The organism is Sphaerisporangium krabiense (assembly GCF_014200435.1).
GTDB lineage: Bacteria > Actinomycetota > Actinomycetes > Streptosporangiales > Streptosporangiaceae > Sphaerisporangium > Sphaerisporangium krabiense.
Window position 1 is genome coordinate 5387466 of record NZ_JACHBR010000001.1, and the last position, 20979, is coordinate 5408444.

The following is a 20979-nucleotide window of genomic DNA, read 5'->3' on the forward strand; positions in this document are numbered from 1 at the left end:
ACGCCGCCGTATCACGCTATAGGTGCAATTTCACCATCTTGCACCCAGGCACCCTAGCACGGCAGAAATGAGGCCAGAACCCTATGTTGTCACCATTGTCAGGAGAATCAGTAAGGAACATCCCTTATGTGAGCACCTCTTCGTCCATATCCCTTTTGTCGCCTATAATGACGTATCTCCGGATTGCGTGACGCGAGATGACGGGCTGAGATCACCGCGGCCCAGATGATCGCGCGTGGTGCGTACAGGTCCTTGTCGTGCCACATGGCGGGCATGGGCGGATGACCGTCGCCGCAGGACCGCTCCAGGAACATCCGGCCGCGCGCGCACGCGCGAAGCCGCGCGGGCTCCGCCGCCGCCGCGCGGCACAGCAGGAGGGTCTGCATCGCGTATGCCGTCTCCTCAGCCGTGCCGCTCCACAGCCCCCACGAGCCGTCCGCGCGCTGCGTCGACAGCGTCCAGCGGATCGCCCGCCGCACCGCCTCGGGCGAATCGCCGCGGGCGTCGAGCGCCAAGGCGCAGCTCATCGTGGCGTAGTAGGGCGAGGCGTGCCACCGGTCCGCCCAGCTCCCGTCGGCCCGCTGGCGGTCCCGTAGCCATCCCGCGACCTGGCCCGCCGCGCCCGCGTACCGGGTGGGCGCGTCCGTGCGGCCGGCGAGGTAGGCGTGCAGGCAGTCCAGGACGTGTGCGTTGACCGTGGTCGAGACCCCCTCCTCGCCGCGCCAGGTGACGAAGTGCTCCCCGGCCTTGTAGTCCCACAGGGCGGCCGGTTCCACCGGATCGCCGAGCAACGCCAGCGCGTACAGGGCGACCGAGGTCGTGTCCGCGTCGGCCGGCAGGCCGGGCCCGGCCGGGACCCCTCCCGCCCGCTCGCCCGCGCGCAGGCTCGCCACGAGCGCCTCCGGCGCGCACAGCGGGACGCCGGCCCGTTTCAGCGTGCTGAGCACCCATCCGCGCTCGAACACGGTGATGGGCAGGGCGCACGGCACGGGCCCGCCGTGCAGGCCCGCGACCGCCTCCAGGTACCGGCGCGCCGGATGCCCGGGCTCGGGCACGGTCCCCGCGCCGAGCCAGGCGGCCGTCGCGGCCGGTGAGGCCCCGACCGCCCCGAGCGGCTCCGGCCGCACCCCCAGGGCGCCCGCCGCCGCCTCGCCGCCGACCTCCAGCGCGTGCAGCAACTTCTCGGGCAGCCGGGCGCCGGACCGCAGACCGGCGCGGATCCTCGCGAGCTTGGCCACGCTCGCGGGATCGGGCCGGGGGAGTGCCACCGCCTCGGCCAGGTGAGGTTCCGGCCCGCCCGAATCGCGCAGCCGCCGGTCGATCGCCTCGGTCAGGTACGCCACGATCAGCTCACGCGCCGGCATGTCCGGCGCCGCGCCCTCCGGCGGGCGTCGCACGGACAGCGCGCGCAGGCCGCGCGCGGCGGACCTGGCGACGTACTCGCCAAGCCCCTCGGGCGCGCCGCGCCGCGTCTCGCCGAGCAGGGCCTCCACGGCGCTCAGGGTCGGGACCAGGTCGTACTCGTCGTGGGCGCCCCAGCGTCCGTTCTCCCGCTGCGCCTCGATGAGGTAGGCGATCCGCTCGGCGTGGCCGGTCAGCCAGGGCGCCAGCGCGACCAGCCGCCCGGTCTCGTAGACCGAGACGCCGACCTGGCCCCACGGCCGCCCGGCGAGCCCCGCGATCAGGCGCTCGGCGCCGGCGGCCACGTCCTGCTCGTCCGCCTCGCCGCCGCACGGGGCGGGAGCGAGGTCGCTGGCGCTCACAGGGAGCCCCAGTACGCGCCGACCTCGTAGAACCCGGCGCAGAAGTCCATCTGGCGCTCCATGTAGACGGCGAGGCGGTCGTGGCCACCGCGCAGCTCGCCGATCAGGGTCCTGGCCTCGCGCGTGAGCGCGGCGGCGCGTTCGAGCACCTGCTCGCGCGACACGCCGATCAGCAGGGCGTTGAGGTCCCCCCAGCTCTTGTCCCGCTCGTAGGAGGAAAGGTCGTTGAGCAGCCGCATGACCCGCTGAACGGCCCGTGCCGCCTGGCGGACGCGGTCGGCGTCCCGTGCCGCGTCCGGGCCGCCGGTGGCGATCCAGTGGCAGGCGAACACGAAGCAGAAGCCGTGGTTGTCGGCATTGTCCAGGTACTCCTCCAGGGACGGCGTGATGCCGGCGGCCTTCCAGTCCGACTCCCGCGCCATCGTGTCGAGCATCCGGGCCAGTTCGTCGCGCCAAACCGTCTCCAGCTCGGGGAACGCGGGCGCCGCCGCCAGGTCGGCGCGGAGATGCGCCAATGTGCGGCCGAGGTCGTCGCCGGCGGCGGGCGGGACTCCGTCCGCCACCGCCAGGCACGCACCGACCAGCTCGCGCACCTCGCCGGGGGAGCTGTGGACGTAGTCGGCCAGCCAGTCGGCGGCGAACCCCCACAGAGCCGCCTTGTTCGTGATCTTCAGCTCCTCGGCGGTGAACCACGGCCCGCTGAAGGCCATGGCCATCGAGAGCGTGCCGTAGAAGGCCGCGTCGAACGGCCGCGCGGGGAACAGCCCCGGGTATTCCGCCGTCCACTGCCGCATGTGCCGCTGGGAGCGTCCGGCCTCCGCGCAGATCCTCCCGATCTCCAGCGCGTCCAGGTCCGTGCTCACGCGGCCTCCCGCCGGGCGTGGACGAGCGTCAGCTCGACCTTCTGGCGCGGGCGCAGCGTGGCCGCGGGGAGGGGGGTGATGGGACGGCCGCCGCGCACGGTCGGGCGGAACCGGCTCAGGATGGCGGCGATGATCAGCGGCGCCGCCATCTCGAACAGCGGCTTGCCCAGGCACAGGTGCGGGCCGCCGCCGAAGGGGAAGTAGGCGTAGCGGTGGCGGCGCTCGGCGGCCCCTGGCGCGAAGCGCTCCGGGTCGAACTCCAGCGGACGGTCCCAGAACCCGTCCAGCCGGTGGGTGGCGTACGGGCTGATCAGCACCTGCGCCCCGGCCTCGATCGGCACGCCGTCGATGCGGTCGGCGTTCTCGGCCACGCGGGGGAACAGCCAGGCGGCCGGGCTGAGCCGCATCAGCTCCCGCAGCACCATCGAGGTGTAGGTCAGCTCCGGCAGGTGGGACGCCCGCACCGGCCCGTCGCCCACGACCTGGTCCACCTCGGCGCGCAGCCGGTCGGCGACGTCGGGGTGGGCGTCCAGCGTGGGCCACAGCCAGGTGAGGGCGGTCGCCGTCGTCTCCGCGGCCGCGCTGTACATGTTCACGATGTCGTCGCGGATCTGCCGCTCGCCCTCGCCCCGCTCGGCTCTGGCCTGGTAGAGCGCGGAGAAGACGTCGCCGGGCGCGTGCGGGCACCCCTGCCGGATCATGGGCAGGATCTCCTCGTCGATGGTCTTCACCGCCGCCATGAAGGTCCGGTCGCCGGGCAGGCGGAGGGAGTAGGGCATGGAGGGCATGAGCAGGCGGAAGGCGATGGCGCGGGTCGCGCGGTCGTAGGCGAGGGACAGCCGGTGCCCGGCCGCGCGGGAGAGCCGCCCGCCGAACAGCACCTTGATCACGGTCTGGTTGACGAGGTCCGCCAGTTCCTCGGCCGCGTCGAAGGTACGGCCCGAGACCGCGTACCCCTCCAGTTCGCCGACGCGCTCGTTCACCGTGCGCGCCATCTCCTCGGCCAGCGAGGCCACCTTCCTCGCGGTCAGCAGCGGCTGCATGATCCGCCTGCTGGCCTCCCAGGAGGCGCCGTCGCTCAGAATGCTCTGCCCGAGCAGGCGTCGCACGGGCCGCCACAACATCCCGTCGCGCTGGTAGTTCTCCCAATTGCCGCGCAGCACGTGCTGCACGTGGTCGGGATGGCTGACGAGGTAGAGGGAAGGCGAGCCGGCGGGGAGACGTACGATCATGCCGCTCGCATCGCGGGCGAGCGTCGCCAGCATGTTCACGGGGTCGCGCCAGAGCCGGGGGAGGAGTCTGAGGAGGGGAACGGTTCGGGCATGCCGGGGGGAAGCGGCGACCGACATCGTGGGGTGCTCCAAGGGGTGTGCTGCGGGCCGTGCCGCGTTCGCGCCATGCGTGAAAGGCCGTGAAAGGCCGTGACCGGTTGTGCCGCACGAAGCGGGCGCCCAGGTGCCGGGGGAGGGGGGTCCGGCTCCGGAGGCTTCCTATCGAGCGCCGCTCACCGCATATCGCGAACGCGACAATTGGTAATTTCGTGCGGCAAAATGCCACATGATCAATGAACTATCACGATCGCGGACCGCGATCAAGGTTTCGGTCAATAACCACTTAGACCGTCGAAAATGGCCTTTTCCGTACAGTCCGGAATCCAAGGGCGTGATACCCGCCGCCGGAGACCCCCACACGGCTGGGCTAGTCTCACTCCGACCGTCGGACACCCCGGGGAGCTGAACGTCGTGGAACCAGTGTCGGTGGGCCTCATCGGAGCCGGGCCGTGGGCGGAGGCCGTGCACGCCCCCATGCTCGCCGCCGGGCCGCACACGCGGCTCGCCGGGGTGTGGGCGCGCAGGCCCGAGGCCGCCGCCCGCCTCGGGGCGCCGGTGTACGAGCGGGTCGAGGAGCTGTTCGACGTCTGCGAGGCCGTCGCGTTCTGCGTCCCGCCCGCCGTGCAGGCCGAGCTCGGCCTCCTCGCCGCCAAGGCCGGCAAGGCCCTGCTGCTGGAGAAGCCGCTGGCCGCCGACCTCGACGCCGCGCGCCGCCTGGCCGACGCCGTGGGCGAGGCCGGCGTCGCCTCCCAGATGGTGCTGACCTTCCGGTACGCCCCCGCCACCAAGGACTTCCTGCGGCGGGTCTCCGGCCTCGACCCCTTCGGCGGGCACGCCGTGAACGTCTCCGGCGCCCTGCACGAGATCGACTCCCCGTGGCGGCGCGAGCGCGGCGCGATCCTCGACGTCGGCCCGCACGTGATCGACCTGCTGGACGCCGCGCTCGGGCCCGTCACCGGCGTGCGCGCCCACGGCGACCCGCTCGCCTGGACGGGCCTGCTGCTGGAGCACGAGACCGGCGCGGTCAGCGAGGCGTCGCTGTCCATGGCCGCGCGCGGCGGGGACGGCGTCTCCCGGGTCGCGGTCTACGGCCACCGGGGCAGCGCCACACTGACCGGCGACGTCCTCGGCCCGGAGGTCTTCCCCGCCATGGCCGCCGAGTTCGCCGCCACCGTGCGCGCCGGCGGCGGCCACCCGCTGGACGCCCGCCACGGCCTCCGCCTCCAGGAGATCATCGCCGCGGCCGAGGCCCAGCTCGCCTGACCTGCGGTGGTACGCCGGTCACGACCTGGCGTGTCCCCTCCACCCGTGGATTGATACGGTTCGTGTGACGCGTGGCGTGGAGCGAAGTCCGGTGTGATTCCGGCGCTGTCCCGCAACTGTGAGATCCCCTCGGATCGAGCCAGGTCGCCTCCACCCGCGCCGACGCCGTCAACCCTCGTGGAAAAGGGTGATCCGTCATGACCACGGGTCCTCGTTTCCCGGCAACAGGAGGAACCCGCGTGAGGCCCGTACGCACGGCCCTGGCGTGCGCGTTGCTGGGTACGCTGACGCTGGCCGCGTGCGGCCGGACCGACGCTCCCTCAGCTCCCGGCGCAGCCCCCAGCACTTCCCAGGCTCCCGCCCCGTCCGCGGGCGCCGCCGGCTTCCCGGTCACCGTCCAGGCCGGCAACGGCCCGGTGACGATCGCCGCCAAGCCCACGAAGATCATCTCTCTGTCGGCCAGCCACACCGAGACGCTGTTCGCGATCGGCGCGGGCCCGCAGGTCGTCGCCGTGGACGACCAGTCCAACCACCCGGCGGAGGCGCCGAAGACCGACCTGTCCGGCTTCAAGCCGAACGCCGAGGCCATCATCGCCAAGAGCCCCGACCTGGTCGTCCTGTCCAACGACATTGACGGCATCGTCGGCGCGCTCACCAAGGTCGGCGTCCCGGTGCTGCTGGAGCCCGCCGCCACCAAATTCGACGAGGTCTACGACGAGATCGCCGACCTCGGGGCCGCCACCGGCAACGGCGCCAAGGCCGCCGAGCTCGCCCAGGGCATGAAGGGCCGGATCGACGCGATCGCCGCCGCCGCGCCCAAGGACAAGAAGCTGAGCTACTACCACGAGCTGGACAGCACCCCCTACTCGGTGACCTCCAGCACCTTCCTCGGCCAGGTCTACGGCCTGTTCGGCCTGACCAACATCGCCGACAAGGCCCCCGACCCCGCCGGCGGCTACCCCAAGCTCTCCAGCGAGTTCGTCGTCAAGGCCGACCCCGACCTGATCTTCTTGGGCGACACCAAGTGCTGCGGCCAGTCCAAGGCGACCCTCGCCAAGAGGCCCGGCTGGGCCGGCCTGTCCGCCATCAAGAACGACCGGGTCGTCCCCCTCGACGATGACATCGCCTCCCGCTGGGGGCCGCGCGTGGTCGACCTGGTCAAGGTCGTGGGCGAGGCCGTCCAGAAGGCCGCGGGCTGAGACCGGCGGCCATGGCGACGGCGTCTCCGGCGCGCGCACGGCCGGCGGCGCTCGTGGTGGCGCTGGTCGTGCTCGCGATCTGCCTGCTGGCGGGCCTGACGATCGGGGCGGTCGGCATCCCCGCGAAGGGCATGCTGCTCGAACTCCTCGACCGGCTGCCGTTCGTCTCGGTGAGCTCGGGTCTCTCGCCGGTCGAGAAGGGCCTGCTCTTCGAGCTGCGCATGCCCCGGGTCGTGCTGGCCGCCGTCGTCGGCGGCCTGCTCGCCATGTCCGGCGCCGGCTACCAGGGCGTGTTCCGCAACCCCCTCGCCGACCCCTATCTGCTCGGCGCCGCCGCGGGCGCCGGCTTCACCGCCACCCTGATGATCGTCCTGGTGCAGGTGGAGGGCCTGGTGCCGATCGCCGCGTTCGGCGGCGCGATCGGCGGGGTGCTGCTGGCGTACGCGCTCGGCAGCACGGCCGGGCGCGGCGGCGGCACGGCCACGCTCGTGCTCGCCGGGGTCGCGGTCTCCTCCTTCCTCGCCGCGCTGCAGGCGTTCGTCCAGCAGATCCGCGTCGAGCAGCTCCAGAAGATCTACTCCTGGATACTCGGCGGCGTCGCGGGCGACTGGTCCCAGGTCCGGCTGGTCGCCCCCTACGCCCTGGTGTCGGCGGTCGTCCTGCTGGCCCACGGCCGCCTGCTCGACGTCATGTCGGTGGGCGACGACGAGGCCGTCGGCCTCGGCGTGGACGCCGCCCGGGTACGTCTCGTCGTCCTGTGCGCCGCGTCCCTGGCCACGGCCTCCGCGGTCGCGGTCAGCGGCCTCATCGGGTTCGTCGGCGTGGTCGTGCCGCACGCCGTGCGGCGGCTCGCCGGCGGGTCCTACCGCGTGGTGCTCCCGCTGTCGCTGCTCGGCGGCGCCGCGTTCATGGTGCTCGCCGACCTGCTGGCCCGCACGATGCTCGCCCCGGCCGAGCTGCCCATCGGCGTGGTCACCGCGTTCGTCGGCGCGCCGTTCTTCGTCGGCATCCTGCGCGCCACCCGCACGGTGAGCGTGTGAGCACCTCGCCCGGCCCGGTGAACTCCGTCGAGGTGCGCGGCCTCGGCGTGTCGCTGGACGGCAGGCCCGTGCTGTCCGGCGTCGGGCTGTCGGCGCGCGGCGGCGAGTGGCTGGCGGTGATCGGGCCGAACGGCGCCGGCAAGTCCACGCTGCTGCGGGCGATGATGGGGCTGGTGGAGGCGAGCGGCGAGGTGCTCGTCGACGGCGTCCCCGCGCGCGGCCTCGCGCCGCGCAGGCGCGCCCGCCTGATGGCCTACGCCCCGCAGGACCCGGTGCTGCCGCCCCAGCTGACCGTGTTCGAGTACGCCATGCTGGGCCGCACGCCGTACATCTCCTACCTCGGCCGGGAGTCCAGGAGCGACAGGAGCGTCACCGGGTCCGTGCTCGAACGCCTCGGCCTGGCCGCGCTCGCCGGCCGGCCGCTCGGCCACCTGTCCGGCGGCGAGCGCCAGCGGGTCGTCCTGGCCCGCGCGCTCGCCCAGCAGGCCCCCGTGCTGCTGCTCGACGAGCCCACCACCGCCCTGGACCTCGGCCACCAGCAGCAGGTGCTCGAACTGGTGGACCGGCTGCGCCTGGCCGACGGCCTCACCGTGATCACCACCATCCACGACCTCAGCCTGGCCGGGCAGTACGCCGACGCCATGCTGCTGCTCGCCGGCGGGCGCCCCGCCGCCGCGGGCCCGGTGGCCGACGTCCTCACCGAGCCCCTGCTCGCCCGCCACTTCGGCGCCCGCGTCCGCGTCGACGCCGGCCCCGACGGCCGCCCGCTGGTCAACCTCGTCCGTCCCCGGCAGGACGCCCCGAAACCGGCCTGAGGGCCCCGGGGTACGCTTCGAGCACCCCCGGCCCCCTGAGGAGTCCCCATGCCGTCCCCGCCGTCGCTGAGCCACCGGCACGAGGACGGCGCCCGTCTCGCCTCCCTGCTGTGGGAGTTCGGCCCCGGCTGGCGCATGATCTCCTCCGCCGTGCTCGGCGGCGGCATCGTCCCCGCGGAATGGGTGCTGAACGCCCAGGTGGTGGCCGCGTACGCGCGCATGGACCCGAGGGAGCACCTGCGCGAGCTGGCCCCGCCCGGCACGGGCGTCGGCATGATGACCGCCGCCTCCGTCGACCGCTACACCCGGGCCGAGGACGGGGGAGCCGAGGCGGTCGCCACCGTCGGCCTGCGCGTGCCCACCTGGGCGGCCTCGCCCGAGGGCGTCCCCGACACCGAACTGCGCCCGCAGCGGCTCCACCCGGCCCCCGGCACCGTCAACATCGTCGTGGCCCTCCCCGTGGCCATGTCCGACGCCGCCCTGGTCAACACCGTGATGACCGTCACCGAGGCCAAGACCCAGGCCCTGATCGAGGCCGGGTACGCCTGCACCGGCACCGCCTCCGACGCCGTGTGCGTGGCCGTGCGCGCCGAAGGCCCGCGCGAGCCGTTCGGCGGGCCCAGGTCCGTCTGGGGCGCCCGCCTCGCCCGCGCCGTCCACCACGCCGTCCTCGACGGAGCCCGCGCCTGGTCGGCCGCCCACGACATCACGCCGTGACGGCCGGTGGGACGGCTCAGGACGGGAACGTCGTGGTGGAGGTGACGCGGTCGATGGCGGTCTGGTCGCACCTCGCGGGCGGGCAGAAGAAGGCGAGCAGCGCGACCGGCTTGTCCTGGCCGCGGCTGACGATGTAGACGACCAGGTCCAGGCGTCCCTGCTGGGCCGGGTCGTTCACCACGCCCGTGAGCCGGAACGCCGGCCTGCCCCCGACGGTGGCCGAGGTGGGCGCCGAGGCGAAGTCGGCGGGCCCCGGCAGCACGAAGCTCAGGCTGCGCTTCAGCGTCTCGGGCGCGTCGGAGGTGCTGATCGTGTCGTTGAGCTCGGCGAACACGCCGGTCGCCCGCTCGGGATGGCTCGCGAGCAGGGCGTTGACGGCCGTCCAGTCCGAGGCGATCGGCACCGAGAACAACGTGTCGAACTCGGCCGCCGCCGGGGAGAACACGGCGTACTCGTCGTTGTGCGTGCGGGACTCCCACGTGCCCGGGTACTCGAACGCCATGGGAGCGGCAGGGCTCCCCGGATACCGCTTGGGGCCCGGCGCGACCGGGGAGCCCTGGCCGAGGAGCAGCACGGCGGCCACCACCAGCGAGACCAGCACCGCGCCCGCCGCGATCAGCAGCCCGGCGGGCGGGCGGCGCCGTCCGGCCGGCGGCGGGGGGCCGGGGTGGGTGGAGCCGCCCGTCTCGGGGTACCCGCCCGCGCTCGGGTAGCCCGGCGGCACGGTCCCCGTCCCCGGCGCCTGCCCTGAGGGCACGGACGCGGGGACGTGCCCCGAGGAGCCCGCTGCCGGGACGTGGCCGGCCCCGGAGGGCGGCGTGTGGACATGCCCGGCCCCCGCGGGGGCGGGCGCCCGGCCCTGGCCCGGGACGGAGGCGTGACCCGCGGCGGGGGCGGCGCCGTGCTCCGGGAAGGGCGCGGGGCCGTGGCCCGGGGGCGGGGTGAGGGAGTGGCCCGGGTGGGAGGTGGGGCCGCCCGGTTGCGCGGCGGTCCACGGCGCCCCGGGCGCCCCCTGCCCGGGAGCCCCCGGGAACGGCGGCCAGGACCGGCGGCCCTCCGGCGGGCTGTGCGGCTCCTCGGCGCTGATCGCGTCCCTGAGCGCGGTCACGAACTCCCGGCAGGTGGCGTACCGCTCGCCCGGCGACTTGGCCAGCGCCCGCCCCATCACCCGGTTGACGGCGTGCGGCAGGTCGGTCCGGTACGGCGTGAGCGGCGGAGGGTCGTGCGAGACGTGCGCGTACAGCAGCGCCAGCTCGGTGTCCCGCTGGAACGGCGGCAGCCCCGACAGCGCCTCGTACACCACGCAGGCGAAGGCGTACAGGTCGCTGCGCCCGTCCACGGGCAGGCCGCGGATCTGCTCGGGCGCCACGTACCGCGGCGTGCCCATGAAATGGCCCTGGCTGGTCAGCCCCGCCTCGGAGAACGTGCTCTTGGTCAGCCCGAAGTCGGTCAGGTAGACGTGCTCGGGGTCGCGGTCGGAACCGTCGGTGACCAGGATGTTCGCCGGCTTCACGTCCCGGTGGACGAGCCCCTGCTGGTGGGCGGCGTCCAGCGCGGAGGCGATCTGGGAGAACAGCGCGTAGGCGCGGGCCACCGGCAGCGGGCCGCTCGCCTGGATCAGCCTGCGCAGGTCGGACCCCTCGACGTACCGCATGGCGATGAAGAGCAGCTCGTCGCTCTCGCCCGCCTCGTAGATCGGGATGATGTTGGGGTGGTCGATCCCGGCGACCAGGCGCGACTCGCGCACGAACCTGTCGCGGAAGCGCTGGTCCTGGGAGAGCTGCGGCGCCAGGACCTTCAGCGCGACCGTGCGGCCGAGGCGCTGGTCGCGGGCGCGGAAGACCGTGGCCATGCCGCCGCGGCCGATCACGGCCTCCACGAGGTAGTCGGCCACCTGCCCGCCGACCAGCGGCGGCATCGAGAATGCTGGATCGCTGCTCATGCGTTCCCCGGGACTGCCTTTCTCATCGGTCGGACGGGTTGCCGCAGAAGCCGCAGAAGCGGTGCGCCTGGCCGAGGCGCATGCCGCACTGCGTGCAGAACCGCGTCTGCCCGGGGTCGGTCGCGGTGGGAGGGGCCCCCTGCCCCTCGCCCGCGGTGACGTGGATCGCCTGCGTGCCCTGCGCGGGCCGGGCGAAGGCGGCGGTCACGGCGTCCGGCGGCCGTTCCTCCGGCGCGGAGGCGCCCTGCCGTCTGCGGCGCAGCAGCAGGGGCGCGGCCACCGCGACCACCACGCCCACGGCGACCACGCCGATGGCGGCGGGCAGCATGGGCGGCACGCCGGTGCCGCTCTTGGCGGGCGCGCTCGCGGCCGGGCGGGTGGTGGGCGCGGTGCGGTTGGCGCGGGCGACGCGCAGGTGGTCCTGGGCGACGGCGTGGTCGGGCCGCAACCGCAGCACCTGCTCCAGCACGGGGATCGCCGTGGTGTAGGCCTTGTTGTGGAAGGAGCCGAGCGCGGTCTCGTAGACGGTGTCCACCGGCCCCCTGCGCGCGGTGACGCCCGCGGCGACCAGGGCCGCGCGCACGTCCTCCACGGGCGTCAGCGTCTGGACGCCGTCGCCGCCGGTGATCAGGCCCACGACCTCGCTCCTGGCGTCGTCGACCACCGCCGCGCCGTTGCCGTCGTCGTCGAGGAAGGCGTCGAGCTTGTCGCGCTCTGCGGCCTTGAAGGTGCGCCCGCCGGGCGGGTCGAGGTGGGCGGTCTGCAGCTTGGGCGGCGCCTTGGCGCTCGGGCGGGACGGCAGCCCGGCGACGTCCACGGACTCGACCCCGCTCGCGAGGGTGGTGCCGAGCGGGACCGTCGGCAGCGTGCCGTCCTCGGCGCCCTTGGTGATCTTCAGCACGGCCGGGGCGCCCGCCGAGGAGCCCGGGTGCAGCAGGTCGGCCGGGTACCCCTCCGGCGCCGGAGGGTCGGCGTACGGGAAGACGGTGATCTTGGTGGTGACCGTGGCCAGGCAGATCGAGTCGCGGCCCTGCGGCGGGTAGCAGGCGCGCAGCCGGCCGTCGAGGTCGGGGTCGTCCAGCCGGTGCTTGTCGAAGTCGGCGGGCACCTTGACCTTGAAGTACTCCGCGAAGACCCGGTTGGCGGCGTAGACCAGCGGGTCGCGGCCGGCCTGGACGACGCCGGTGGCGGTGACCACGACGCCGTCGGGGGTGACGGTGAAGCCGCTGCCCTCGCCGACCGGGATCTCGTACTCGCGGGCGAAGTTGCGGATCTTGCCGCGGTCGTCGGAGAGGTTGATCGAGACGCGGGCGCGGGCCTCGACGCGGACCGTTCCTGGGGTCACGCGGTCGGTGGAGCCGCTGGGGTGCGGGTGCATGGTGAGGCCGAGCGACGCGACGACGCCTAACCCCGCGAGTAGGTGGTGCGGGCGGGGCATTACCGCCTCCTGATTCAGGACCGTGGGTGACTCCAGGGTCGCAGTGCGGAGGGCGGCGTTCAAGGCGGATACGGCCCCCGTCACGCACTTGCAATCGCTCGTTGAACGATCTGCGACAGCGCCAATGATCTAGGGGTCACTTGAAGCCCGCTTGTGGACCGCTTGCGAGGCGGCCGTCCGGCATGGTGGCGGGCGCGAAGGGGCGTTAGGGTCCAGGCCAGGGAGGTGCGGAGCGCCACGGGCCGGAGCCGGGCCCGGCGGGCCGCGCCGCGGACCCGACCGGAAGGAGCCCCGCATGTCCATCCGCGTCGTCGTGGCCGACGACCAGGCCATGGTGCGCGCCGGGTTGCGCATGGTCCTGGAGTCCGAGCCGGGCATGCAGGTCGTCGGCGAGGCCGCCGACGGCGCCGAGGCCGTCGCGCTGGCCCGCCGGCTGCGCCCCGACGTCGTCCTCATGGACATCACGATGCCCGTCATGGACGGCCTGACCGCCACCGGGCGCATCCTCGCCGCGGCGGACGACCCGCCGAAGGTCGTCGTGCTGACGACCTTCGACACCGACGAGAACCTGTACGCCGCGCTGCGGGCCGGGGCGAGCGGCTTCCTGCTGAAGGTGTCGCCGCCCGAGCAGCTCGTGGAGGCCGTCCGGGTGGTCGCCGCCGGTGACGGCCTGCTGGACCCGGCGGTCGTCACCCGCGTCATCGCCACCTTCGCCGGCCGGCCCGAGCCGGTGCGGCCGCCGGCGCTGGACGAGCTGACCCCGAGGGAGCTGGAGGTCCTGCGCCACCTGGCCCGCGGCCTCACCAACGCCGAGATCGCCGCGGAGCTGTTCGTCGGCGAGGCCACCGTGAAGACCCATGTCGCCCGCGTCCTGATGAAGCTGCGCCTGCGCGACCGCGCTCAGGCGGTGGTGTTCGCGTACGAGTCGGGCGTGGTGCGGCCGGGCGCGGCCTGGACGGGGTAGTACTCGGCCCAGCGGGCGTCGCCCATGCGCAGCACCTTGAGCCCGAGGTAACCGAGCACGATCAGGTTGCCGCCGCTCCAGAGCAGGCTGATCGGGCCGTACTCGGTGATGTACGGGGACCCCCAGGCCACCACGCCCAGCACGAGCGTCCACCAGTGGGCGAACCCGCCGCGCCACAGGGCGACGAGCAGCAGCATCAGGCCGATCGGGCCGAAGAACACCCACGGCATCTGGAAGGCGAACACGACGCCGGGCAGGTCGTAGACGGCCTCGAACATCTTGCCGGCCTGGTCGGGCGGGTAGTGCTGCCCGAAGTACCACTCGACGGGGTCGCCCATCAGCAGCGCCGAGATGCTGACGAAGCCGAGGACGGTGAGCGCGCCGGCGATGTGGCCGAGCAGGACCGCGCGCTTGCGCAGCACGTGCAGCAGGCCGATGACGGCGATCGGGAGCAGCACCCAGCTCCAGTGGTAGAGCGCGGACTGGAGCTGGGCCATGGCGGGGTTGTCGCCGAAGCTGACGGTCTCGCGGGAGTCGCCCCAGGTGCCGGGGTCGACGAGGGTGGCGGTGAGCTGGAAGGCGCCGGAAAGGATCAGGCCGGCGCCCGTCGCGAACCTGCGGAAGCCGATCGAGTCGGACAGTCGCGGCATGACGTTCATCGTGCTTTCTCGGGCGGTGGGGACGGTGGCCCGATGAAGGGCCCACCGTCCCCGGGCGGGGGCACGGTGCTCTTCACCGTGTCGGACAGGACGCTACGGGGGCGGCGCCGGGCGGCGCGTCCGCCGGGCGGGTGATCCGCCGTCCCCCGCGGGGCGGAAAAGTCCGAGCCCGTGCCGTAAGCCGCGAGCCCCGTCGCCGCAGGGGTTTCCGCGCCGGCGGGTCCGGTGGAGAGCGGCCACTGGGGCGACAGGTTTCCCGCGAGGAGCCATGATGTGTGTATATTTTTCGTATAGATCCCAGCGTTGCTGGAGAAATTACGCTAGCGAAGGGATGGGATGGCATGAGGGCTTTCCCGCGGGTGCTGTTCGACGAGGCGCACAACGAGTCGTGGACGATCCGGCGCGAGGTCGCCGAGACGATGAACCCGGCTCATCCCGACGACAACAGCTACGCCCGCGCGGCGGAGGTCCTGCGCCGTCTCGGACACACCGTCGCCGCGCACACCGAGGGCCCGGTCACGCCCGCCCTGCTGGCCGGCCACGACGTGTTCGTCATCGCCCACCCCTCCGGCGACCGCTGGGAGCGCACCGTCGGGCGCGGCAGCCCCGCGCTGCCCGTCGAGGAGATCGACGCCATCGAGCGGTACGTCGCGGGCGGCGGCGGCCTGATCGTCCTGGCCGAGTGCGAGCAGGAGAAGTACGGCAACAACCTCGCCGACCTGCTCGCCCGCTTCGGCGTGGGGATCGAGCACACCACCGTGCAGGATCCGGCCAACCGCCACAACGGCGTCGCCACCTGGGTGCTCGGCCGCCCGGTCGCTACCGAGGGGGAGGACCTCACGGCCGGGGCGCGCGAGGCGTGCTTCTACCGCGCGGGCGTGCTCACCCCGCCCGCCGGCGCCGCCGTCCTGTTCGAGACCTCGCCCGTCGCCGACCCCGCCGGCCGCCCGCTGGCCGTGGCGCTGCGGCACGGGCAGGGGCGCGTGGTGGTGTTCGCCGACTCCGACCTGTTCGGCGACGACTCCATCGGCGACCTCCGGCACGCCCGCCTGTGGGGCAACGTCGTCACCTGGGCGGCCCGCGTCCCCGAGGCCGCCGGCGCGCGCGGCGCCGCGGACCCCGGCGTGGCCGCGCTCACCGAGGCGCTCAAGCGCGCCGTCGAGGAGCTGCGCCCGCTCACCGCCAAGGACGGCTCCATCGAGGACGCCGCCGCGGCCGCCCCGATCGTGGACCGCGTCGTGGCAGGGGTCGAGAAGCTCGCCCCGAACTACCCCCACGACGCCGAGTACCTCGCCGCCGTGCTCGCCGACCTGCGCAGGTGGCGGGCGGAGGGCTTCGGCAAGCCCGACTTCCTCGACTCGCTCAACGCCTTCCACCCCGACGCCCAGCGCGTCGACGGCCTGGAGCACCTGGTCGTCTTCCCGATGTACACCCAGAACGGCAACCCGAACCGCAACCTGGAGGCGGTCTGGATCCGCACGGTGTGGCCGGGCTGGCTGGCCGACCTGGAGCGCGAGCGCTACGACAACCCCATGTTCGTCCCGATCGAGTTCGTCGACTTCACCGACGGGTACGACACCAACTCCGCCGTGCTGTTCCCCGAGACCGTCGCCGTGCGGGAGGTCCCGCCGCGGTTCACCTGGGGCGCCATCTTCTGTGACCGCGAGGCCGCCCGCTTCCGCGCCGTCAGCCGCGCCGCCGCCGACACGCTCAAGCTGGCGCTCCCGCCGGACGCCGCCCGCCTCCTGGAGAGCCAGGAGCTGGCCCAGGACACCTTCGTGCTCTGGGACCTGGTGCACGACAGGACCCACAGCCACGGCGACCTGCCCTTCGACCCGTTCATGATCAAGCAGCGCATGCCGTACTGGCTGTACTCGCTGGAGGAGCTGCGCTGCGACCTGACGGCCTTCGGCGAGGCGGTGAAGCTGGAGGAGGAGGGCGTGCCGCACGCCCGGTACGTCCAGTACGCCATCCTGTTCGACCGGCTGTTCCGCTTCCCGATCACCGGCGACCGGGTGCGCAACTACGACGGGCTCGGCGGGCAGCTCCTGTTCGCCTACCTGCACCGCAACGACATCGTGCGCTGGACCGACAACAGGCTCGCCGTCGACTGGGACCGCGTCGCGGACGGCGTCGCCGACCTGCGCGGCGAGGTCGAGAAGCTCTACCGCGACGGCATCGACCGCTCCAAGCTGGCGCACTGGCTCGCCGCGCACCAGCTCGTCGCCGCCTACGTCGCCCCGCACCCGGCCTCGGTGTGGCACCAGGGCGTGGAGGCCCTGCCCGTCGAGGGCTTCCCGAAGGCGGTCGTGGACGCGGTCCTGCCCGACGAGTTCCCCCTGAGCATGTTCTACGAGGCCCTGCGCCGTAAGCTGTCCGGCGTCGTCGAGGCCACGAAGGGAATCCGCGGGTGAGCACCACTGAGCAGGCAGGCGCGCAGGCAGGACCGTACGGACTGCCCGGCACGTCCGGCCGGGTCGTCGTCGTCACGGGCGCGGGCGGCCCCACCGGTGAGGCCGTCGCCGCCCGCCTCGCCGCCCGCGGCGACACCGTGATCGGCGCCGGGCTGGACGAGGCCCCCGGCGTCCACGCCGTCGACCTCGCCGACCCCGAGGCCGTGCGCGCGTTCGCCGCGCGCGTGGCCGAGGAGCACGGGCGGGCCGACGGCGTCGTCCACCTGGTCGGCGGCTGGCGGGGGTCCAAGACCTTCGCCGAGACCGACCTCGCCGACTGGGACTTCCTGCACCGGCAGCTCGTCCGCACCCTCCAGAACGTCACGCTCGCCTTCGAGCCGCTGCTGCGCGACAGCCCCGGCTCCCGGTTCGCCATCGTCTCGGCCACGGCCGCCGCGCGCCCCACCCAGGGCAACGCGGCCTACGCCACGGCCAAGGCCGCCGCCGAGGCGTGGACGCTGGCGTTCGCCGACGCGCTGCGCGACACGCCCGCCGCGGCCACCATCCTGGTGGTCAAGGCCCTGGTGAACGACGCCATGCGCGCCGCGAGCCCCGAACGGAGATTCCCCGGCTTCACCGACGTCAAGGACCTGGCCGAGGCCGTCGCCGCCCTGTGGGACCGCCCGGCCGGCGAGGTCAACGGCCTGCGATGGGACCTCACCTCGTGACCCAGGCGCGACGGCACCACGATCCCGCGGTCAAGGGCTTCGCCAGCGACAACTACGCGGGCGTCCACCCGGAGGTCCTGGAGGCGCTGGCCCTCGCCAACGGCGGCCACCAGGTCGCCTACGGCGAGGACGCCTACACCGCCCACCTGCAGGAGGTCTTCCGGCGGCACTTCGGGGAGCGGGCCGAGGCGTGGCCGGTGTTCAACGGCACCGGCGCCAACGTCGTCGGCCTGCGCGCGATGACCGCCCCCTGGGAGGCCGTCGTCTGCGCGGAGACCGCCCACGTCAACACCGACGAGGGCGGGGCGCCCGAGCGCACGGCCGGGCTCAAGCTGCTCACCGTCCCGACCCCCGACGGCAAGCTCACCCCGGCCCTGATCGACCGCCAGGCGTGGGGCTTCGGCGACGAGCACCGCGCCCAGCCGCGCGTGGTGTCGATCTCCCAGAGCACCGAGCTCGGCACGCTCTACACGCCCGAGGAGATCGCCGCCGTCGCCGTGCACTGCCACGACCTCGGCATGCTGCTCCACCTGGACGGGGCCCGCCTGACCAACGCCGCCGCCGCCCTGGACGTGCCGCTGCGCGCGCTCACCACCGACGCCGGCGTGGACGTGCTGTCCTTCGGCGGCACCAAGGCCGGCTTGATGTTCGGCGAGGTCGTGGTCGTGCTCGACCCCGCGGCCGTGCGGGGGCTGGTCTACCTGCGCAAGACCGCGATGCAGCTCGCCTCGAAGATGCGCTTCGTCTCGGTGCAGTTCGAGGCGCTGCTCGCGGGCGACCTGTGGCTGCGCAACGCGAGGAACGCCAACGCCATGGCGGCCCGGCTGGCGGCGGCCGTGCGCGAGGTGCCCGGGGTGACCGTCACCCGGGAGGTCCGGGCCAACGCCGTCTTCGCCGTGCTGCCGCGCGACGTCGCCGACCGCCTGCGCAAGCGCTTCCGCTTCTACACCTGGGACGAGTCCACGGGCGAGGTGCGCTGGATGACCGCCTTCGACACCACCGAGGCGGACGTGGACGCCTTCGCCGCCGCGCTCGCCGAGGAGATGGCCCAGCGCTGAGAGCGCCCCCGGCCCGTGGTCAGTTGAGGATCGAGGGGTACGGCTTGGCGCCGCGCGCCTGGAGCAGGTCGGTCATGTAGTTGATCTCGCTGTCCTGGGTGTCCACGATGCTCTGCGCGATCGTGCGGACCTCGGGACGCTTGGACAGGTTCAGCGCGGCCCTGGCCATCTGCACGCCGCCCTCGTGGTGACGGATCATGAGCTGCAGGAACAGGATCTCGGCGTCCTTGCCCCCGGCGGCCTGCAGCTTCTTCATCTCCTGGTCGCTCGCCATGCCCGGCATCGTGGCGGGCGTGCCGGGCGCCGCGTGCCCGTGGCCGGCCATCCACGCCATCGACGGCCTGGTGGTCGCCTGGGTCAGGCCCCACTGCTGGAGCCATCCCATGAAGATGCCGCGCTGGGCCGTCTGCGTGGTGATGATGTCGTAGGTCAGGCCCCGCAGTGCCGTGTCCTTGGTCTTGTCGTCCACCGCGAAGCTCATCTCCGCCGCCTGCGCGTGGTGGACCGCCATGTCGCGGGCGAACCCCGCCTCGGCGGAGGCGTCTCCGGGGGGGCCGGACCTGCCCGTGATCAGCAGCATCGCCGCGACCGTGGCGAGGCAGGTGATGACCGCCACGAGGATCACACGCGTTCGTATGGTTGCCATTGCCAGCCAGAGTAGTGATTGTCAGGGCGCTTGAGCGCAAACCTTATTACCCACCCACTATCCTCCACATAAGTATCGGAGCTTGAGCATTCAAGGGTCATGAACAGCCGTTGGAGGACTGATGGCCAAGGAGAGGACGCAGGCACGGCGAGAGCAACTCGCCCAGCTGCGTGCCGCGCAGAAGCGCAAGGAGCGGCGCACGGCGACGCTCATGTGGGGAGCGGGGGCCTTCGTCATCGTCCTGCTGATCGGCCTGGTCGGCTGGTACGTCATCAAGGACCGGGCCGCGACCTCGCTCGACGGCGTCAAGAGCTTCACCTACAAGAACGGCGAGCACACGCTGATCAAGGTGAACTACAAGGAGAACCCGCCCGTCGGCGGTGAGCACAACCCGACCTGGCAGCAGTGCGGCGTCTACGACGAGACCCTCAACAACGAGAACGCCGTGCACTCCATGGAGCACGGCGCGGTGTGGATCACCTACCGGCCCGACCTCGCCAAGGACCAGGTCGAGAAGCTCAAGGCCCTGGTCACCACCGACTACCTGCTGCTCAGCCCCTATCCGGGCCTCAAGGCGCCCGTGGTGGCCAGCTCCTGGAACCACCAGCTGGAGCTCACGGGCGCCGACGACCCCAAGCTGAGCAGGTACATCACCAAGTACAAGCAGAACCCCGAGACCACGCCCGAGTACGGCGCCACCTGCACCGGCAAGGGCAGCACCCCCGACACGGCCTCGCAGAACCCGATCCCGACCGTGAGCCCGAGCGCCGCTCCGAGCCCGGGCGCGAGTTCGATGCCGCAGGCGTCGCCCTCCTCCTGAGTCCCGGGGCCCCGCCCCGCGTCAGCGCAGTATGGCGGACGGGTCCACGGCCTCCAGGCCGTGGGCCTCGCCGACGGGAAGGCTGGTGAGGACCCCCGCGTGCGTGTTCAGCCCGAGCCCGAGCGCCTGGTCGTCGCGCAGCGCGTCCCGCCAGCCCTTGTCGGCGATCGCCAGGACGTAGGGCAGGGTGACGTTGGTCAGCGCGTACGTGGAGGTCGTCGGCACCGCGCCCGGCATGTTCGCCACGCAGTAGAACACCGTCTCGTGCACCCGGTAGGTCGGGTGCGCGTGCGTGGTGGGACGGGAGTCCTCGAAGCAGCCGCCCTGGTCGATCGAGATGTCCACCAGCACGGCCCCCTCCTTCATCCGCGAGACGAGGTCGTTGGTGACCAGCTTCGGCGCCCGTGCCCCCGGCACGAGCACGGCCCCGATGACCATGTCGGCGTCCAGCACGGCGCGCTCGATCTCGTAGGCGTTGGACGCGACGGTCCGCAGGTGCCCCCGGTAGATCGTGTCGATCTGACGCAGCCGCTCCATGTTCTTGTCCAGCAGCAGCACCTCGGCCTGCATGCCGAGCGCGATGGTCGCCGCGTTCATGCCGGTCACCCCGGCGCCCAGCACGACCACCTTGGCCGGGTACACCCCCGGCACGCCCCCCATGAGCACCCCTCTGCCGCCGCCCTGCCGCATCAGGTGGTAGGCCCCCACCTGCGGGGCGAGGCGCCCGGCCACCTCCGACATGGGCGCGAGCAGCGGCAGCGCGCCGCTCGGGAGCTGCACGGTCTCGTAGGCGATGCCGGTCACCCCCGACTCCACCATGGCCAGCGTCAGCTTCCGCGACGCGGCCAGGTGCAGGTAGGTGAACAGGACCTGGCCCTCGCGCAGCATCGAGTACTCGCCGGGGACGGGTTCCTTGACCTTGAGGATGAGGTCGCCCTCGCTCCAGACCTCCTCGGCCGAGCCGAGGATCGTGGCGCCCGCGGCGCGGAAGTCGCCGTCGTGGATGGACGAGCCCTCGCCCGCGCCCTGCTCGACGAAGACCTGGTGGCCATGCCTGACCAGCTCGTTCGCCCCCGCGGGGGTGAGCGCCACGCGGTGCTCCTGATCCTTCACCTCTCGGGGAACGCCGACTCTCATGAGTCCTCCTTGACTCCGTGGGCGCCCGCGCCGGCGGGACCGGTCGCGCGGCCCGCCGCCGGGAGCCCTGTCTCCCTGGGGGATTCGTCTGGTGCTGCCCTCGCGACCGCGGCCTCGGGGGGATCCGGCCGCGGCTCGCGCCGTCTTTCCGCCGTGACCCCGCTGCCACCCGTCCCGGCGGCGCCATGGACGTCCGCGAGGCC

Annotated in this window: 18 protein-coding genes and 1 riboswitch; of the genes, 10 read left to right on the forward strand and 8 right to left on the reverse strand. The window is 73.3% G+C overall.

Going from position 1 to position 20979, the window contains the following annotated elements:
* Positions 1 to 107 precede the first annotated feature (107 nt).
* The 3 genes from BJ981_RS23665 to BJ981_RS23675 are packed head-to-tail and all read right to left on the reverse strand — an operon-like array spanning position 108 to position 3975.
* On the reverse strand, positions 108 to 1763 hold the full coding sequence (locus BJ981_RS23665; RefSeq protein ID WP_184613857.1) for a prenyltransferase/squalene oxidase repeat-containing protein: 1656 nt from the start codon (positions 1761 to 1763) through the stop codon (positions 108 to 110).
* Complete coding sequence (locus tag BJ981_RS23670) at positions 1760 to 2626, reverse strand: terpene synthase family protein (RefSeq protein WP_239138988.1); 867 nt, start codon at positions 2624 to 2626, stop codon at positions 1760 to 1762. Before BJ981_RS23670 ends, BJ981_RS23665 begins: the two co-directional genes overlap by 4 nt.
* Positions 2623 to 3975 (reverse strand): cytochrome P450, encoded by a 1353-nt coding sequence (locus BJ981_RS23675; RefSeq protein ID WP_184613859.1) that lies wholly within the window; start codon positions 3973 to 3975, stop codon positions 2623 to 2625. Before BJ981_RS23675 ends, BJ981_RS23670 begins: the two co-directional genes overlap by 4 nt.
* Positions 3976 to 4368: 393 nt before the next feature.
* Between BJ981_RS23675 and BJ981_RS23680 the strand changes: the two genes are divergently transcribed.
* The 5 genes from BJ981_RS23680 (at position 4369) to BJ981_RS23700 (ending at position 8991) form a co-directional block, all read left to right on the forward strand.
* Positions 4369 to 5220 (forward strand): Gfo/Idh/MocA family protein, encoded by an 852-nt coding sequence (locus BJ981_RS23680; protein ID WP_239138987.1) that lies wholly within the window; start codon positions 4369 to 4371, stop codon positions 5218 to 5220.
* A 47-nt stretch (positions 5221 to 5267) separates the two neighbouring features.
* Positions 5268 to 5390: riboswitch (cobalamin riboswitch) on the forward strand.
* Between the two features lie 69 nt (positions 5391 to 5459).
* Entirely contained in the window at positions 5460 to 6419 is a 960-nt protein-coding gene (locus BJ981_RS23685) for an ABC transporter substrate-binding protein (protein WP_239138986.1), read from the forward strand.
* Positions 6420 to 6430: 11 nt separating this feature from the next.
* Positions 6431 to 7459, forward strand: a complete 1029-nt coding sequence (locus BJ981_RS23690) for a FecCD family ABC transporter permease (protein ID WP_184613865.1) — start codon at positions 6431 to 6433, stop codon at positions 7457 to 7459.
* On the forward strand, positions 7456 to 8274 hold the full coding sequence (locus tag BJ981_RS23695) for an ABC transporter ATP-binding protein (RefSeq protein WP_239138985.1): 819 nt from the start codon (positions 7456 to 7458) through the stop codon (positions 8272 to 8274). Before BJ981_RS23690 ends, BJ981_RS23695 begins: the two co-directional genes overlap by 4 nt.
* Positions 8275 to 8322: 48 nt before the next feature.
* Positions 8323 to 8991, forward strand: a complete 669-nt coding sequence (locus BJ981_RS23700; protein WP_184613867.1) for an adenosylcobinamide amidohydrolase — start codon at positions 8323 to 8325, stop codon at positions 8989 to 8991.
* A gap of 16 nt (positions 8992 to 9007) precedes the next feature.
* Here the strand turns inward: BJ981_RS23700 and BJ981_RS23705 are convergent, their stop codons facing one another.
* Both BJ981_RS23705 and BJ981_RS23710 read right to left on the reverse strand, forming a co-directional pair.
* Positions 9008 to 10933, reverse strand: a complete 1926-nt coding sequence (locus BJ981_RS23705) for a serine/threonine-protein kinase (protein WP_184613869.1) — start codon at positions 10931 to 10933, stop codon at positions 9008 to 9010.
* Positions 10934 to 10955: 22 nt separating this feature from the next.
* Positions 10956 to 12371 (reverse strand): hypothetical protein, encoded by a 1416-nt coding sequence (locus BJ981_RS23710; RefSeq protein WP_184613871.1) that lies wholly within the window; start codon positions 12369 to 12371, stop codon positions 10956 to 10958.
* Positions 12372 to 12666: 295 nt separating this feature from the next.
* Here BJ981_RS23710 and BJ981_RS23715 point away from each other — a divergent pair, with 295 nt between their 5' ends.
* A complete protein-coding gene (locus BJ981_RS23715; RefSeq protein ID WP_184613873.1) occupies positions 12667 to 13335 on the forward strand; it encodes a response regulator in 669 nt (222 codons plus the stop codon).
* On the opposite strand, the gene BJ981_RS23720 is transcribed toward BJ981_RS23715, so the two are convergent.
* Positions 13272 to 13985 (reverse strand): hypothetical protein, encoded by a 714-nt coding sequence (locus tag BJ981_RS23720; protein WP_184613876.1) that lies wholly within the window; start codon positions 13983 to 13985, stop codon positions 13272 to 13274. The two genes, BJ981_RS23715 and BJ981_RS23720, sit on opposite strands and share 64 nt — an antisense overlap.
* A 350-nt stretch (positions 13986 to 14335) precedes the next feature.
* On the opposite strand from BJ981_RS23720, the gene BJ981_RS23725 reads away from it, so the two are divergent.
* From BJ981_RS23725 to BJ981_RS23735, 3 genes are read left to right on the forward strand one after another with little or no spacing between them, the layout of a single operon-like run.
* A complete protein-coding gene (locus tag BJ981_RS23725) occupies positions 14336 to 16408 on the forward strand; it encodes a DUF6421 family protein (protein WP_184613878.1) in 2073 nt (690 codons plus the stop codon).
* Positions 16405 to 17115, forward strand: coding sequence for an SDR family NAD(P)-dependent oxidoreductase (locus BJ981_RS23730; RefSeq protein ID WP_239138984.1), 711 nt, complete (start codon positions 16405 to 16407; stop codon positions 17113 to 17115). The genes BJ981_RS23725 and BJ981_RS23730 overlap by 4 nt, the downstream gene beginning before the upstream one ends.
* The gene (locus BJ981_RS23735) at positions 17097 to 18173 is read left to right on the forward strand and encodes a threonine aldolase family protein (RefSeq protein ID WP_184613880.1); all 1077 of its coding nucleotides are present in this window, start codon (positions 17097 to 17099) and stop codon (positions 18171 to 18173) included. Before BJ981_RS23730 ends, BJ981_RS23735 begins: the two co-directional genes overlap by 19 nt.
* 19 nt (positions 18174 to 18192) lie before the next feature.
* Here the strand turns inward: BJ981_RS23735 and BJ981_RS23740 are convergent, their stop codons facing one another.
* Positions 18193 to 18819, reverse strand: a complete 627-nt coding sequence (locus tag BJ981_RS23740) for a DUF305 domain-containing protein (RefSeq protein WP_184613882.1) — start codon at positions 18817 to 18819, stop codon at positions 18193 to 18195.
* A gap of 121 nt (positions 18820 to 18940) precedes the next feature.
* Here BJ981_RS23740 and BJ981_RS23745 point away from each other — a divergent pair, with 121 nt between their 5' ends.
* A complete protein-coding gene (locus BJ981_RS23745; RefSeq protein ID WP_184613884.1) occupies positions 18941 to 19639 on the forward strand; it encodes a thioredoxin-like domain-containing protein in 699 nt (232 codons plus the stop codon).
* 21 nt (positions 19640 to 19660) lie between these two features.
* Here BJ981_RS23745 and ald read toward each other — a convergent pair whose 3' ends face one another.
* Positions 19661 to 20776, reverse strand: coding sequence for an alanine dehydrogenase (gene ald / locus BJ981_RS23750; protein WP_184613886.1), 1116 nt, complete (start codon positions 20774 to 20776; stop codon positions 19661 to 19663).
* Between the last annotated feature and the right edge of the window lie 203 nt (positions 20777 to 20979).